We start from the raw sequence: 13,785 nt of genomic DNA, 5'->3' as shown, positions 1-13,785 counted from the left end.
GGGCGTAGCGACGCACCGGGGTGTCAGACGCCATGCTAGTCGGAGGAGTGGAAGCCGTGACTGCGTGGTCCGAACTGCTGGACGGCCTTGTCGAGAACGTCGCGGCGGCGCGTGAACGGCTGCTGAGGTCGGCACCGCACTACGTGTATGTCCTGTGCCGCGCTGACGGCACGCCGTTCTACGTCGGCAAGGGTGTGCGGCACCGGTGCTTCTACCACGAGGCGGAGGCCCGGAACACCGACCGCCTGACGCACAAGCTGAATCTGCTTCGGGCGATGCACCGCCGTGGTGAGGCGGTGGGTTACTGCATCGATAGCTCGTACCCGACCGAGCAGGAGGCACATGCGCGCGAGCGACACCTCATCGCGCTGTTCGGTCGGCACGACCAGCGCCGGGGTCCGCTGACGAACCAGACGGATGGTGGTGAAGGTGCATCGAACCCGTCTGAGGAGTCGCGCGAGCGTCGGCGGCAGTCGCTGTGGGGCGAGGCCGAGGACGAGGAACGGCGCGCGGCGAACCTCTGGTTCCGAACGCTGTGTGAGGTCAAGTCGGTGCCGGTCAAGCCGCTAAGCCGGTTCAAGCCGGAGCGGCTCCATGCGAACCGGACGGACTTCGCCATGAGTCCGCGTCAGGCGTCGGCGCTCGCCGCGTCGGCGGTCGCGAACCACGTGCTGCTTCAGCCCGGGGCGCTCGTCCCCCGCCTCATGAGCGTGGACGGCATCGCAATGGCAATCGAGAATGGCGTCGGCCGCGACATCCTGTCCAGCGGCATGGCGACGGTTGCCGATCCGACGGTCGGCGCCGAGACGCTGGCGCTGACCGAGGCGGGCCTCGGTTTCATCGTCTCAGTGTTGGGAAACGATGTGCTGGAGGATGCCGGCGTCCTGCTGCCAGAACTGGGTTGAGACGCGGTGGTGCGCCGAGTGGCGGCTATCATTCGCCCTCGGCGATCCGACACGTCCAAGCAGGCGCACCGGCCGGTCCCGCGACCGCCACCTGGGCAGGCTCGAAGTTCACCGCGAACGACCGCTCGTAGACGTCGGTCGGATCGTCCAGCGTCGGCGAACCGGCGGTGTCGTCGCGGGCTATGAACGGTGCCACCAGCCTTCCGGTGAAGACGAGGTAGCCGCGCGCCTTCAGCAGCGGTGCGTCCGCGCGTGGCATCGCAACCGTGTATTCGAACTGGTAGCTGCCCTTCAGGCAGGCGGGCCGCTGGCTGCGTAGGGTGGAGCCCAAGTCGACATCGTATTCGAGCTGAACCGAGGATCGAACCGTGGCGCGCACGCCCATGCGGGTTTTCGAGACGTAGCTGCCGGTGCGCTTGACGTCCCGCCAGACGTTCTGGTGCGTCAGGAACGTGCCCGTGAACACCTCGCGCTCGGGATCGTAGCGGAACGGCGCGTCCTCGTTGTCGTCGAGCGGCTGGCACACGACCAGCTGGGCTCCGCCGTTCAGCACGTCCTCCAGCTTGCGGCGGCGGGTCGCGAACTCCGCTTCGGTTTCGTATTCACCCTTCTCCAGGGCAATCCTAGACCGCATGCCATCGAGCGCCCAGGCGAGCGTCTTGAAGCTCGACCGTTCGCACGCGGCAAACAGCGTCTCGCCTTCGCGCAACTGGTTGAGTGCGATCGCGCCCATAAGGTTGCTGACGGGATCGGGCTTCGGTGTAGGCCGTGCAGCCGAGCGCGGAGTGGCGCGCCGTTTCTGGGCATCCGCGTTGCCAGACGCCACAACGGCGGCGGCCACCAGGATGCCCAGCGTCACGGCCAGCAAGCCGTCGCCAGCGGTTACATCGTGTCCCAACAGCGTAAGCCCCTCAGACCGGTCGCTGGCTGTCCCCGTCCAGCGCCTGCGGCGACGTTGTCGACCGGGACGGACGCTTTCGTCAACGGGCTTCAGCCGACGACCTGCTTCCAGATCTGCTGAAGGCGCTGGGTGATGAGGCCAAGCTCGCGCTGGTCGGAGATCGTGAACAGGGCAAGCCTGTTCCCGCCCTCGCGGTAGGCGTCCTGGATGGCGTTGCGGCGCATGCCGAGTTCGACGAACTCGACGGCCAGCGGATTGTCACTCGCCGGGTGCATCACGTTGCTCCGGAAAGAGGTCGGGTCGTAGGTCGCCGCGTCGTCGCGCAGGAACAGCATCCGCTTCGGCCGGTTCGGCTGCGGCGTCACGTCGAACAGCTCGCCCTGGCGGTTGCACCACACCCCGTGGTGCTCGGCTTCGACGTAGAGGCGCGGGACGGTCCAGATCGCCCAGCCGGTGACGTTCGTCCCTCCAGCCCGTTCGACCTTGCGTGCGACGTTGTCGAAGCACACGGACGGCTCGGCGTCGTTGTCGGTTCTGCATCGTATGAAGGTTGGACGCGACGGCGCGATGGACAGGCAGAACGTCCGAATAGCGGGGGTGATGGTTTATGGCGTGGTGTCGATCATGCCGAGGCGCCGTCCCGGAAAGAAGGTGGACGTGGCGGGTGGCACCGCGCGTACGGGTGTCCCGGTTGGTCGTATCGGCTATGCGGCGGGCTGCGGCGATCGCGCGAGCCGTTTAATATAGCTCTTGATGTCGTGATCCCGAAGCGCCTGCGTCACGTTGAACCTGCCCAGGATGATGCGGCGCAGCCAAGTGGGTTGCTGTTCGACTCCATCTTCCCGGAGCCAGATTTCGTCGCCGACGTGTCGATAGAAGGCTGGCGGAGCGAAGGAGACGAGATCGACGCCATTCACGATCCGGGTGATCTTTACGCCAAGCTGCCGGACCGCCTTTTTGAAGCGCCCGAAGCCGACGGCCGGCGCTCCGAACGTCACGACCTCCTCGATCCGGGAAGCCAGGTCAGGTCGCAGCAGCGCGATCTTCAGGGTCAGCAGAATGGCCATCGCGCCTCCTAAAGAGTGTCCCGCGACGACGATCCGGCGGTTGCCCCCACCGACTCCAAGTAGCACGTCGATATGATCTATTATTGCGTCGAGGGATGGTTTGTCGGTGGTCTTGTCATCAAAGTAGAGGCAATCCTGAAAGCCTTGGTGAACCAGCGGGGCAAAAACCTTGATGTGCTATGCCCTCGCATGGGGACGGGGAGGCATCGTAGATTTGCTATTTTCCAGTCTATCCGTTCGCGCGTGCCTCGAAGCGCGATGACGACATGCTGCTCGTTCGAGAACAAGCGGCAGAACCCGCGTCCCAGGCTCCCGTGAACAATCTTCTGGCCGGTGAACTTGAGTCCGTCCAAGCTGAGGTGCTGATGAGCAATGGGTGCGGCATAGGCGGCCTTGCACGCACGGGCGAGCTCCAGGTATCTGCTTGGCAGTGATTGCCCCAGTGTCGAAGAAGTCATTCCAGCTCCCCGGTAGCGGGCCTCGATTAGAACGGTAGCCGTGCCAGAACCTTTCGGCCATCGAGATGTCGTTCTTCACGCATCTTTCTCTCCGACAGCCGCTGTTTTGACCTAAGCGACATGCCGAATACGTCTGCCTTTCTCACGAGCATGCGCCGCTCGTCCCGGAACGCCACGTCTTGACGCTTGAGGTCGACTGCGATCGTCCGCTCGACGGTCGGGAATGCAGATCTCGGGTCAACGAGCGGGAAGATGACCAGACGCCAGCGCGGCGAGCTGCGCGTCGCGCCTGTCGATGCCGGTCAGATAGTCGGCGACGATCTGGCGCTGCCTCGCATCGGCCTTGTCGGTGGCAGCGACCGAGTAGGTGCGTTGGTATGCGGACAGTGCCGCGGTCCAGTTCGACGCCACCGTCCCGCGCAGACCTTGCGCATCGTCGGCACCAACGGCGTCGGCCATGGCAGCGAGGAGTTTGCGTACGTCCGGGTCCGTCCGCCGCAGGATGTCGCGTGCACTCGCCTGCGCCTTCATGTCCACCAGCGCGCCCGCCAGCGCCGCGAAGCCGGCGGTGATCCCCGGATCAAGGTCGGCTCCGGTCGAGCTGGCGTTCAGCTGCGCCCCCAGTTGCCTGAAGGCGTCGGTCTGCACGCCACCGCGACCAGCGTCCGTCAGCGTCGCCAGCAGGTTGCCGTAGCGCGCAAGATCCCCAAGCGCCGCCCGCCAGCGGGCGGCGACCTCGCGTGGAACGGCCGGAGGAAGCGACGCTCCGACAGGCCGATGGCGCCTGACCGGACGAAGCGATCGACCTCGACCGAGCGTGCAATTCTGTTCGCCTCGGTGAACGTGGTGCCCACGTCCGCCTGCAGTCCCGTCGCCGCCCGGCCGAAACCGCTCAGGTCGGCGGACGGCGTGGTCGCGCACGACGCGGTCAATAGCGCCGGCAGCAGGATCATGGCCCGGAACCGCCGGGCGGACGGTCGACAAATGATACGCGGCGAGCCGGTTCTCATGCTGGGCACCCCAGATACGGCGACAAGTTGGAGAAGGATCGCTTATCCAGCCTCGGGAATAGACCGAGGCGAGAGCGCAGTTCGACTTCGTCGAGCGCCACCTGCGCGGCGCAATGGTCGAGCGCACGCGGTGCGGCCGTATCCATGATGAAGGCGGCCATTCGACCGTCCTGCGTTACCAGGACCTTCCAGTAACCAGACGGAACGCGGTGGCGCTCATCCGCCTTCGGCATCGGCGCGACAACGCGTTCGAACAGCGGCCCGGTCAGTACATAGACGGCGATGTTCTCCGCGCGGGCGAGATCGTTCTCCCGCGCCTCCAGTCGCTGCCACGCGCCTTGGTTCAACGCCGCACCCTGCGGCGTGATGTTGGACAGGATGTTGGTGTCGGCCGCGAAGGGCGTTCCCGACTGACCTGCGAGCGGCGCCTGATGACCGCGGTCGATACCCAGCGCTCTTGGTGCGCCCTCGTAGTCGTCGGGTTCGAGTGCCTCGTCGGGATCGAGCCACGGATCCGCGACCCACTTGCGATCGCCCGAGGGGCCGATGGAGGCCGGCGTCACGCGGTAGGCGACCCAATCGGCCATCTTGGTCAGGTCGTTGGAGGCGAGGGTGTAGATCTCACGCACAACGATGTCGTCGATGTCAGCCGCCCCGATCGGACAGCCGTGAAGGCAGTGGAAGGTATGGAGTTCGCCGGTGTTCCGCGCTTGCGCCGGACGCGCAGGCAGGCACTGTCCGAGGACCAGTATCGTTGCGAACAGGATCGACCGGAATGATCCGATGGTGTCACTGGGCATGCGGAACATCCTTGACGGTGTAATGGCCCTTCGCCTTGTCGTGGGTGCGCAAGTTTTCCGGGCGATACGGCGCCGACAGCCCGGACTGATCCACTTCGGCAGCCGCCAGGCGGTCTAGAACGGATGAATGCAGCGGCGCGTTCGTCTTCAAGGTGCGCCGCTTCTTCCTTGCGAAGCGGAAGACGATGCCTCGCGTCTCGTCATGCTGCATGCCGAGCGCATCGGGATGGAGGCGCAGGACGGTGGGATCGTACTTCAGGCCCACCGCGCTGGCGGCTCCGAGCATCCAGTCGAGCGCCACGTCGGAGAGGCGCGACTCGTCCTCTGGATAGCTGCCACCGATGTCGGAATGGTTGCCAGCGAACCACAGCTGCTCGAACCACGCTGGGTCGCCACCCCGCCATTGACCAGGGATGCCCCACGGGACGCGGGCGAAGGATGCACGCGCCTCGTCGATCGACAAGGCGTGCCGCGCATACTGCACCTTCTCGTCCAGTTCGGTGTCGTACATCTTCATCCGTGCGCTGGCGAAATGGATCGTCCGCCACCACCGGATGCCCGGCAGCCCGAAGGCGACCTTGAAGCGGGAGGCGATGTTGAAGCCGAGACCGATGCCGGTGAGCGTGGCGGTGATGATGCCGAACCACCGCCAGTATTCGCCCGTGACCCAGTATGCGACGACGCTGCATGCGGCGACCATTACCAAGGCGATCATCGTCAGCATTGCGATGGCGACCGGGTTGGCCAAGGACGCGACGGTGTCGAACACGCCGAGGAACCAGGGACGGGCGTCTCCGCCCTCCGAACCGCCTGAGTTGTAGGTTTTGCGAAAGCGCGCTGCCAATAGCGCGCGGTGACCGAGCAGTTCCTTCTGCCGATCGGTCCGATCACTTTCCGGGCGCGAGTTCGTGTAGTTGTAGACGGCAACCGCCTCCTTCGCGATCCTCAGCGCGGAAGATGCATCGCGCTTGAGCGGCGCGCCCTTCTCTCCGGTCGTCGGCACTCCGCACAGCTTCAGGACGCCGCCCAGGCACCGCATCGTGTATGCGCCGCGGCTGAAGCCGAAGAGGAAGATGCGGTCGCCAGGTCGCCACAGGCGGACGAGTGCGGCGTAGCACTCTACGATGTTGCGCGTGATCCCCATGCCGGTCGCCTGGCTGGCTAGGTTGTACAGCGATCGCGCGAGCGCAGCCGGTGAGTCGATGCCGCCGGGCAGGGTTCCGAGGCCGGCATCGTAGAACGCGGTCTGGTCGGCGGGATTGACGCAACTGTCGGGCGCGACCCGGGTCGCGCGATACAGCTTGTAGATGTTGCTGCGACGCTCGTCGACGAGCACGCCGCCCCGTTGACCGGTGCCGTCCGAGAATATGACGATGTTTCGTGCCATGTCAGCCTTCTCCCACATCATCGTAGATCATCATGCCGCCGGACCCATAGTTCGGGCAACCAAGGCGCCGATCGATCCCGGTCGCCGCTCCGTTCCGTGAGTCCGGCGACGGAGGATCTCCGGATGTCGGCGGATCGCACTCACGCGGCCCCCGACGGTCCGACCACGTCGGCGATCTCGGCTGCGATCTCCTCGACGGTGTGGGTCGCCGTGCTACGCGCCAGTTTGTCCGCGAGAGACGGGGAGAAGCCGATCACCTGCTTCTTGGTCACGTCGTGCCAGATCGGCAGCAGCACCTGATCACCGGAGACGGCCTTCGTCACCAGGCCATCGAGTTCGTATTCCGGCCACCCCTTCCCGAAGAACGACTTGGAGAGCACCACCACACCGAAACGGCTGCTGCCGAGCCCACGATCGATCTTGCGCCGGAGGCTGTCGCCGATCCTGAGTTCGAACTCGTCGTACCAGACGGACAGGCCGGCATCACGGAGCGCGTTGGCGAGCGGCCGTACGATCTCGTCTTTGTCCTCCGAGGCGTGCGAGATGAAGACGTCGAATACACGCCCGTCCGGTGCCTCCGGCGTTGGTGCGAGTTCCTCCTCGGCGTCCCGGACGAGCGTGGGGATGCTGCGCAGCGGCGCCTCGTTGATGGTCGGCAGCGGGCGCAGAGCTGCTGCGGGGATCACGTTGATGCTGGACCTGACGGAGCCGCGCATTCCCTGCATGTCGACCGTGACATGCCATGTCCCGGAGTTGGGAATCTGCAGTCTGACGGGCGACTGCTTGGCCAGACCGCCGACGTAGCGGTGCTGCCGGCCGGCCTTGTAGTTGCTGAAGTTGGACCCATCCATCAGGCGCACATTGGCGGCACTGCCCTGCAGGGTGACGGCGACGACGCTGCCGCGCTCGACGTGGCCGAGATTGTAGTGGGTGAAGTTCATCCTCGTCGGTCCTTTATGCAGCCAGGCGGGTGGGCAAGGGCGACGCGGCGTATGCAAGAACCGTCGGCGCCGGCATCGTCTCGAAGAACAGAACCTCCTCCTCGTTGAGACGGATGTGCTGGTGCGGCATGACAGGGATCCGCTCGCCGGCGCGCAGCAGGAAGAGGCGCCGGTCGTGGCCACGGGCCGCCCGGCGAAGGAGACAGGACGCGTTGATCATCTCGGCGTCGATGCCGATCAGTTGTCCATCCACGTCCACGATGTGCCGAAGCTCGATGCCACCCAGGTTCACGACCGAATCTCCTATGCGATCCACGATCGTGACATTCGCATGCAAGGATGTCAGAACCTGTCACCCACTCGTGCGATGACACGAATGATCTCGCCTTTCGCCATGGACGTCATCTGCGCGTTCGGTCGGACGCTTCCCGGTTCAAGCCGCCATGGCAGAATTTGGAGGTTATCAATCATCGAGTCGGGAGGGGTGGTGCGGCGAACCGCGACCCGAGTCAGAACGCATTGCCCCCATGTTCGCGCAGCAGGCACAACGCGTTGACCAGCGTCATCTCTTGTACAGTCCGGCACGGCGTCTCGAGCAGCAGTGGGCTGGCGAAGACGACCGCCGATGCCTGCGCGCGAGAAACGGCGACATTGATGCGATTGAGCGAGAACAGGAAAGCGATGTCGCGCGGTAGTTCCTCGCCGCTCGAGGTGGTCATGGAGACGAGACACACCGGCGCCTCCTGACCTTGGAATCGATCGACCGTGCCGACGCGGACCGCGGGCGGCAGCGCCGCGCGTAATGCGTTGACCTGCGCGTTGTAGGGCGCGACGACCAGGATGTCGGAATGATGGACGATGCGGGATACGCCGTCGCGACCGCGATAGGTCGCACCGAGGATCCGGGTGATCTGGTCACGAATGGCCTCGATCTCCTCGGGGCTGACCTGCGATCGTCCCGTATGGGTAATGGTTCTGACGCCGGCACCGATCATAGACATGCCGTCGAGGGCGGTCAGCGTCTGCATCCCCGCTGCCTCGTCGGACTGCAGCCTTTCCTCGTAGACCGCTGCGGAGATGTATCCGCACACCGCCGGATGCATGCGACGGCTGATCGGCATGAAGATGCCGCGATCGCCCGGGACGATGCGGTGCCCGTCGATGAGGTATTCCAGGCATGATTCGCCGCTGCGACCGGGATGCGTACCCTGGAGGGGTTGCGGCAGCTGCATGGGGTCACCGACGAGCACGATGTTCCGCGCGGCGCGAGACATGGCCATGATGTTGGCGAGCGAGACCTGCCCCGCCTCGTCGACGATGAGATGATCGAACTCGGGGGCGGGATATCGGGCGAAGTGCCACGCGGTGGCGCCGACGACGTGGGCGGCGGCGATCTCGGGCGTGTCGTTGTCCGAAACCATGACGATGCCCGGATGGGTGTCCTCGTCGCCATCACCGGTCGATTTCTGGGCGATCCGGCAGGGTATGCCTTCCGCTGCAGCACGTGCAGCGACCGCCTCCAGCAAGTTGCCGATCGCCTTGTGGCTGTTCGACGACACGGCGACGCGGCGACCGGATCGAACCAGGTTCACGATGGCAAGTGCGCTGACGTAGGTCTTGCCGGTGCCGGGCGGCCCCTGGATCGCCAGGATCGTTCCGTCCATCGCCGCGATCGCTGCTGCGGTCTGGGCTGGCAGATCGCCATCGGGATCGATCACGCCGCCAGGCCGGGGGCCATCGAGGAAGCGGGGCTGGGCCTGGGACAGCAGCTGCTCCACCGGTCGCGCCCGCACGTCGTTGGCGATGATGGCGTCGGTGACCGCGGCGATCGCGGTGCGCAGGGTGCCGTTCGCGATCGGTTTGGCCGGGATCAGGTCCAGGTGATCGGGCAAGGGCCCCTTGGAGGTCGAACGACGCAGCACCAGCGTGTTGGCGTCGGTATCGATCGAGCGCAGGTCGATGTCCTCGGGCATCGCCGCCGGCTTGATGCAAGGCTTCTTGCCCGAGCGCAGCTTCGTCTCCTGCGGCGGGAAGCGGTAGGTCCGCTCGAACGACTTGGCCGTGACCTTAACCGGCGGTGCGATCGCCTCCAGCCCCTGGATGCATTCGAGGTCGTCGATCAGTTCCTCGCTCTCCTGCGCCAGGCGATCGAAGATCGCCCACCATGCTGGCTTGTCCTCGCGCTTGTGGAAGAAGTTGAGGTCGAGCAGCAGATCGGCGACCGCGTCGCCGAGGCGCGCCCGCACGGGTTCGAGGCGGAAGCGCAGCGCCTCGATCTCGGCGTCCTCGGCATCGACGTTGGACAGCGCGCCGGCGTTGGGAACGTCACCCAGCTGCGGCCAGGGCATATCCGTCGGGCGGACGTCGCGGACGAGCCAGTCGCGCAGCAGCTGGGTCGAGATGCAGTCGGTGCGATTGTAGTCGTGGATCTTGGCGAGCAGGTCGTCGTCGCCGGTTTCCCGCCACTTCTCGTAGAAGACGACGCTGGCACCAGCGGTCGCGACGTCGGCGTCGCGCTTCTCCATGTAGAACGCTTCGAGGTCCTTGATCGAATAGCCCTTTTCCGAAGCGATCAGCGCGCCGGACACCACCTTGAACAGATCGACGAAGCGCCGCTCGCGCTGGAGCTGATCCATCGCCGCCTCCCCGACGCGGTGCTCGGCCGTGAGGCGGCGCAACGCCGCGATCTCATAGTTGGCGTAGTGGTAGATACGGGCCCGGGGGTGGCGGCGGAGATGGTCGACGAGGAAGTCGAGCAGTTCGGCGACGGCGCGCCCCTCCGCCTCGCGGTCGTGCGCCCAGAAGGCGCGGAAGGTCCACTCGCCTGCTTCGCGGTACCAGATGCCGTGAAGGTATTCGAGGCCGCCCTCGTGGTAGGGATCGCCCTCGATGTCGTAGAATATGTCGCCGTCATCCTGCTCGGGCAGCAGGCCGAAGCCCTTGCCTGGCACGAAGTCGCGCAGATGGAAGCCGGGCGGTCCGCCGGCGCGACGCTTCATCTGTAGATGTGCCTGGATGCGGAGGCGTTCCTGCGTCTCGGGCGCCAGCCTGGGTATCCTTTCGGCATGGCTGGCGAGTCCGGTCAGCGTCGTGATGCCCGCCGCCTCGATCTTCGCGCGCTGTATCTTTGTTATGCCGGCCACGAGCGCGAGGCTGTCGTTGCGGTCCCATTCTTCTCGGCAGTGGTTCTTCCATCTGCAGAGCGCGCATGCCGACACCGGTTCCGGCCGGGTGACGGGACGTTCGCGAAGGAATGTCTCGAACACGGTGCGGGCGTGCCGCGCGTAGGCGGACACCTCGGCGAGCCGCACCGTGAAGCGCGAGCCGTCGCCCAGCTGCAGATGCGCCGCCTCGGGTTGGGCGCCCTGCACGGCGGCGATCAGGTCCGAATAGAGGGCCAGCTGGAGGACGTGCTTGGGGTCGGGTTTGCGCTTCAGCTTCGTGTCGACGACCTCATATGAAAACGGGCCGAGGCCGGACGGGCGATCGACCCGTTCCAGGAAGTCCGAGTATCCCCCCAGGCGCCACCGAGGAGCGCGCCCTGGAACACCACGTCTGGCCCGGCCAGCAGTGCCTCGCGCGTTAGTTCCACGGACCGTTCCAGCGGGATCCCGTCCTTCGGCACCTCGACCACCGAGCGGCCGGATCGCTTCAGCTCCGCGAGGAAGGCAAGCTCATGGTCATCGCCCTGACGCTGGAGCAGTTCCGCCTCGTCGCCATCGGCAGCGGGAGTGATGTCGCGGAACTCCATGTATCGGAGATCGAGCGTGGTCGCGTGGCGGCAACCCTTGAACCGCATGAGGTCCGAAGCCGAAAGCCTGATCTCGCCGTCCTGCAGTCGCATCGGTCGTTCCCCTTCGAGCCTATTCAGCGCACATAGGGGTGACAGAAGCTGTCGTGGAGTCGCCATGTCGTTCGCGAAGGGTCAGGATCTGCTGCGTCTGGCTATGATGGCGACGCGGCGGCGGGGTGTGTCGCTGATGGAGATCGAGGAGGAGTTCGCCTGCTCGGAACGAACCGCTCAGCGGATGACGGACGCCTTGCAGGCCGCGTTCCCGCAAACCGAGCGCCGCGTCGATGAGGATCGTCGCGCACGATGGCTTATCCCGGCGCGCGCCATCGCGCCGCTGCTGACGCCGTCGGCCGACGAACTTGTCGCCCTCGCGGAGGCGATCGCCCAGCTCGATATGGCCGGGCTCAGGAAGGAGGCGGCGCATGCGCGCGGTCTCGAACGCAAGGTCCGCGCGTTGATCCCCCGGAGCAGGGGACGCGGCTGGACGTCGATACGGAGGCGGTTCTCGAAGCGCTCGGCCATGCGGCGCGTCCCGGTCCGCGGCCCGCCGCGGATGAAGGGGTGGTCGAGGCGATCTACGAGGCGCTGAAGGGGCCGAACCTGCTACGGATCATGTATCGGCGACGGGACGAGGACGAACCGCACGAGAGGGTGGTCGCGCCGCACGGTCTCCTTCTCGGGGTGCGCCGCTACCTCGTCGCCCGCGACACCGCCAAGGGTCCGCAGGCTAACCTGCGGCACTACCGGGTGGAGGAGATCCAGCGTGCGGACCTGCTCGATGGCATGTGCGAGATCGATCCCGGGTTCAGCCTGAAGCGCCACGCCGAGAAGGGCTTCGGCTCCTACGAGAGCGCGGACGAGTTCGGCGAGGTGGTCTGGCGGTTCACATCCGACGCGGCCGCGCATGCCAGGCGGTTCGTCTTCCATCCGACGCAGACGACTGAGGAGATGGCCGATGGCTCGCTGATAGTGCGGTTCATGGCATCGGGTCATCTGGAGATGACATGGCACCTATACGCATGGGGTGATGCGGTCGAGGTGATCGCCCCTTTGGCCTTGCGGGAGATGGTGGAGGGACACCGGCGGCGGTTCCCAGCGCTACCATGACCGTTCACCGCTGTACTCGATGCGCCGAGATATAAAGGACATCAGCTCATCGGCGTTGATCGCAGTGCCGACCCGTCCGCCGGGCCGAAGGTCAGTGACGCCGCAGATCCACGATCTTCGCGTCTGACCGTTGGCCATAATTTCCGTTCCATTCCTCGATGGCACAGACAGACTATAGGTCATGATCGACCAGCTCCGTTCGGCGCGTGGCGCCTACTTCTCCCGCCGTGTGAAGCGGATCACCAAGAAGGCGGTTCGTGCGATGTTCGATGAGTTGCTTGCGGATGCCGTAAACGCTGCGCGGCCGGTGTTTCGCATTGAGCGGAACCTGGACGGTGACGCTCGCTATTCGGCGCTCTGCTTCGCCCACGACCGCCCGGTGCCATTCCTGGATGAGGGCAGCGGCAAGGTCGACCGGGTGCACGGGTTCCTTCTCATGGTCGAGATCGGCACCACCGTGGCGATCCTCAGGTCGGGGCTCGATGCGACGGCGGCGTTCCGGAAGGCATACCTCGCTCCCATCGGGCGTCGGCGCGTCGAGACGGCCATCGCGCGGCACGATGCGGTATTCGAGCGCCTGAGTCTCCGCAATATGACGACGTCGAGGCTGGCGTTGCGATCGAAGACGCTCGAGTCGCAAGACCTCGAGAACGCGATAGCCTCGGCCAGCACCGGCCGATTCATCCCGCAGAACTACCGTGTGCGGCGCGATGGGGAGCTACACCGCGACACCCAGTACCGGCCGGATCGCGATGCGTGCCGAGAAGGCGGATCTCGTCGGCGCGATCGCCTGGGTTCGTGACATCGTCGACCTCCTAGCGGACGGCGCCGACGCATCGGCCTTCATCACCCGGTTCGCGCGCCCCGCGGACCTCGACGGCATCGCGACGGGTGTGCTGCCGACCTACTTCGCGGTGGACACCATGGCTCTGGCCGATGCGATATGGGAGGGCGACGAGCGCATCCGCCTCGTACGTGAGAACGGAGGTCTATGGCACGAACTGGGCAGGGCCGATGTGGACGCGATCATCGCAGACCTCGCTGGCAGTTTTGAAGTGCGGCCGGCGGCATCGCCAGGTCATCACGACTTGCTCGATGAGGCTGGCGTGGTTGCGGGCGCCTTGAGGTTCAACAAGGCGAGGATCGCGCTCAGGGGCTGGAGCGTCCGCTTCTGGCAGGTGTCTTCGTGGAGGATGCGTCGTTCGGCGTCGGCCAGGATCCGAAGCGGGTCCCCATCGTCCGCCACATCGATGCCGAGGACATGTTCGTGGTACTCTTCAGCGATCACGCGCTGGCCTACGTCCAGGGATCGTTGTTCCGGGACGAGGACATCGTCGGTGGAGGTACCACGTTTATGCGCCACTTGATCGCCGAGCCCGCACTCGCCGCGACGACCAGCGAGAAGGAGGATTTGCG

The 13,785-nt window shown here is 65.7% G+C and carries 16 protein-coding genes; 5 read left to right on the top strand and 11 right to left on the bottom strand.

The annotated features are described in order from the left end of the window. Positions 1–56: 56 nt before the first annotated feature. A complete protein-coding gene (locus QP164_RS14530) occupies positions 57–905 on the top strand; it encodes a GIY-YIG nuclease family protein (protein ID WP_333923600.1) in 849 nt (282 codons plus the stop codon). A 28-nt stretch (positions 906–933) separates the two neighbouring features. Here the strand turns inward: QP164_RS14530 and QP164_RS14525 are convergent, their stop codons facing one another. The 11 genes from QP164_RS14525 to QP164_RS14475 all read right to left on the bottom strand — a co-directional run bounded on the left by QP164_RS14525 (position 934) and on the right by QP164_RS14475 (position 11,313). Next, positions 934–1,803 carry a hypothetical protein gene (locus tag QP164_RS14525; RefSeq protein ID WP_333923599.1) on the bottom strand — a complete coding sequence of 290 codons (870 nt, stop codon included), beginning with the start codon at positions 1,801–1,803 and terminating at the stop codon, positions 934–936. Positions 1,804–1,895: 92 nt separating this feature from the next. Then, a complete protein-coding gene (locus QP164_RS14520; protein ID WP_333923598.1) occupies positions 1,896–2,315 on the bottom strand; it encodes a hypothetical protein in 420 nt (139 codons plus the stop codon). A gap of 195 nt (positions 2,316–2,510) precedes the next feature. After that, positions 2,511–3,029 carry a lipase family protein gene (locus QP164_RS14515; protein WP_333924272.1) on the bottom strand — a complete coding sequence of 173 codons (519 nt, stop codon included), beginning with the start codon at positions 3,027–3,029 and terminating at the stop codon, positions 2,511–2,513. A gap of 539 nt (positions 3,030–3,568) precedes the next feature. Further along, positions 3,569–3,979 (bottom strand): hypothetical protein, encoded by a 411-nt coding sequence (locus tag QP164_RS14510; protein ID WP_333923597.1) that lies wholly within the window; start codon positions 3,977–3,979, stop codon positions 3,569–3,571. Positions 3,980–3,999: 20 nt separating this feature from the next. Continuing rightward, positions 4,000–4,284: a hypothetical protein gene (locus tag QP164_RS14505; RefSeq protein WP_333923596.1), complete on the bottom strand. Its 285-nt coding sequence runs from the start codon at positions 4,282–4,284 to the stop codon at positions 4,000–4,002. A 53-nt stretch (positions 4,285–4,337) separates the two neighbouring features. Further along, positions 4,338–5,141: a DNA/RNA non-specific endonuclease gene (locus QP164_RS14500; protein WP_333923595.1), complete on the bottom strand. Its 804-nt coding sequence runs from the start codon at positions 5,139–5,141 to the stop codon at positions 4,338–4,340. Beyond that, positions 5,131–6,528, bottom strand: coding sequence for a DUF2235 domain-containing protein (locus QP164_RS14495; RefSeq protein WP_056399289.1), 1,398 nt, complete (start codon positions 6,526–6,528; stop codon positions 5,131–5,133). Before QP164_RS14495 ends, QP164_RS14500 begins: the two co-directional genes overlap by 11 nt. A 140-nt stretch (positions 6,529–6,668) precedes the next feature. Next, a complete protein-coding gene (locus QP164_RS14490; protein WP_056399286.1) occupies positions 6,669–7,469 on the bottom strand; it encodes a DUF1883 domain-containing protein in 801 nt (266 codons plus the stop codon). A 13-nt stretch (positions 7,470–7,482) separates the two neighbouring features. Further along, positions 7,483–7,761, bottom strand: a complete 279-nt coding sequence (locus QP164_RS14485; protein ID WP_056399283.1) for a hypothetical protein — start codon at positions 7,759–7,761, stop codon at positions 7,483–7,485. A gap of 217 nt (positions 7,762–7,978) precedes the next feature. Beyond that, positions 7,979–10,969 carry a TM0106 family RecB-like putative nuclease gene (locus QP164_RS14480; RefSeq protein WP_333924271.1) on the bottom strand — a complete coding sequence of 997 codons (2,991 nt, stop codon included), beginning with the start codon at positions 10,967–10,969 and terminating at the stop codon, positions 7,979–7,981. Then, complete coding sequence (locus tag QP164_RS14475; protein ID WP_333923594.1) at positions 10,903–11,313, bottom strand: hypothetical protein; 411 nt, start codon at positions 11,311–11,313, stop codon at positions 10,903–10,905. The genes QP164_RS14480 and QP164_RS14475 overlap by 67 nt, the downstream gene beginning before the upstream one ends. A 64-nt stretch (positions 11,314–11,377) precedes the next feature. Here QP164_RS14475 and QP164_RS14470 point away from each other — a divergent pair, with 64 nt between their 5' ends. The 4 genes from QP164_RS14470 to QP164_RS14455 all read left to right on the top strand — a co-directional run bounded on the left by QP164_RS14470 (position 11,378) and on the right by QP164_RS14455 (position 13,736). Next, a complete protein-coding gene (locus QP164_RS14470) occupies positions 11,378–11,851 on the top strand; it encodes a hypothetical protein (RefSeq protein WP_333923593.1) in 474 nt (157 codons plus the stop codon). Next, positions 11,824–12,369: a helix-turn-helix transcriptional regulator gene (locus QP164_RS14465; protein WP_333923592.1), complete on the top strand. Its 546-nt coding sequence runs from the start codon at positions 11,824–11,826 to the stop codon at positions 12,367–12,369. Before QP164_RS14470 ends, QP164_RS14465 begins: the two co-directional genes overlap by 28 nt. Positions 12,370–12,550: 181 nt before the next feature. Beyond that, positions 12,551–13,171, top strand: coding sequence for a hypothetical protein (locus QP164_RS14460; RefSeq protein ID WP_333923591.1), 621 nt, complete (start codon positions 12,551–12,553; stop codon positions 13,169–13,171). Then, complete coding sequence (locus QP164_RS14455) at positions 13,122–13,736, top strand: hypothetical protein (RefSeq protein WP_333923590.1); 615 nt, start codon at positions 13,122–13,124, stop codon at positions 13,734–13,736. Before QP164_RS14460 ends, QP164_RS14455 begins: the two co-directional genes overlap by 50 nt. The last annotated feature ends 49 nt before the right edge of the window (positions 13,737–13,785 follow it).

The organism is Sphingomonas sp. LR59 (assembly GCF_036855945.1).
Lineage (GTDB): Bacteria > Pseudomonadota > Alphaproteobacteria > Sphingomonadales > Sphingomonadaceae > Sphingomonas.
Note: the sequence above shows the minus strand (reverse complement) of the source record. Positions and strands in the feature narration are given on the sequence as shown.

Excerpts from the sequence above, each read along its gene's own strand:
- QP164_RS14490 (WP_056399286.1), bottom strand. The coding sequence starts at position 7,469 with ATGAACTTCACCCACTACAATCTCGGCCACGTCGAGCGCGGCAGCGTC.
- QP164_RS14460 (WP_333923591.1), top strand. The coding sequence starts at position 12,551 with ATGATCGACCAGCTCCGTTCGGCGCGTGGCGCCTACTTCTCCCGCCGT.
- QP164_RS14500 (WP_333923595.1), bottom strand. The coding sequence starts at position 5,141 with ATGCCCAGTGACACCATCGGATCATTCCGGTCGATCCTGTTCGCAACG.
- QP164_RS14455 (WP_333923590.1), top strand. The coding sequence starts at position 13,122 with ATGCGTGCCGAGAAGGCGGATCTCGTCGGCGCGATCGCCTGGGTTCGT.
- QP164_RS14495 (WP_056399289.1), bottom strand. The coding sequence starts at position 6,528 with ATGGCACGAAACATCGTCATATTCTCGGACGGCACCGGTCAACGGGGC.
- QP164_RS14475 (WP_333923594.1), bottom strand. The coding sequence starts at position 11,313 with ATGCGACTGCAGGACGGCGAGATCAGGCTTTCGGCTTCGGACCTCATG.
- QP164_RS14505 (WP_333923596.1), bottom strand. The coding sequence starts at position 4,284 with ATGATCCTGCTGCCGGCGCTATTGACCGCGTCGTGCGCGACCACGCCG.
- QP164_RS14470 (WP_333923593.1), top strand. The coding sequence starts at position 11,378 with ATGTCGTTCGCGAAGGGTCAGGATCTGCTGCGTCTGGCTATGATGGCG.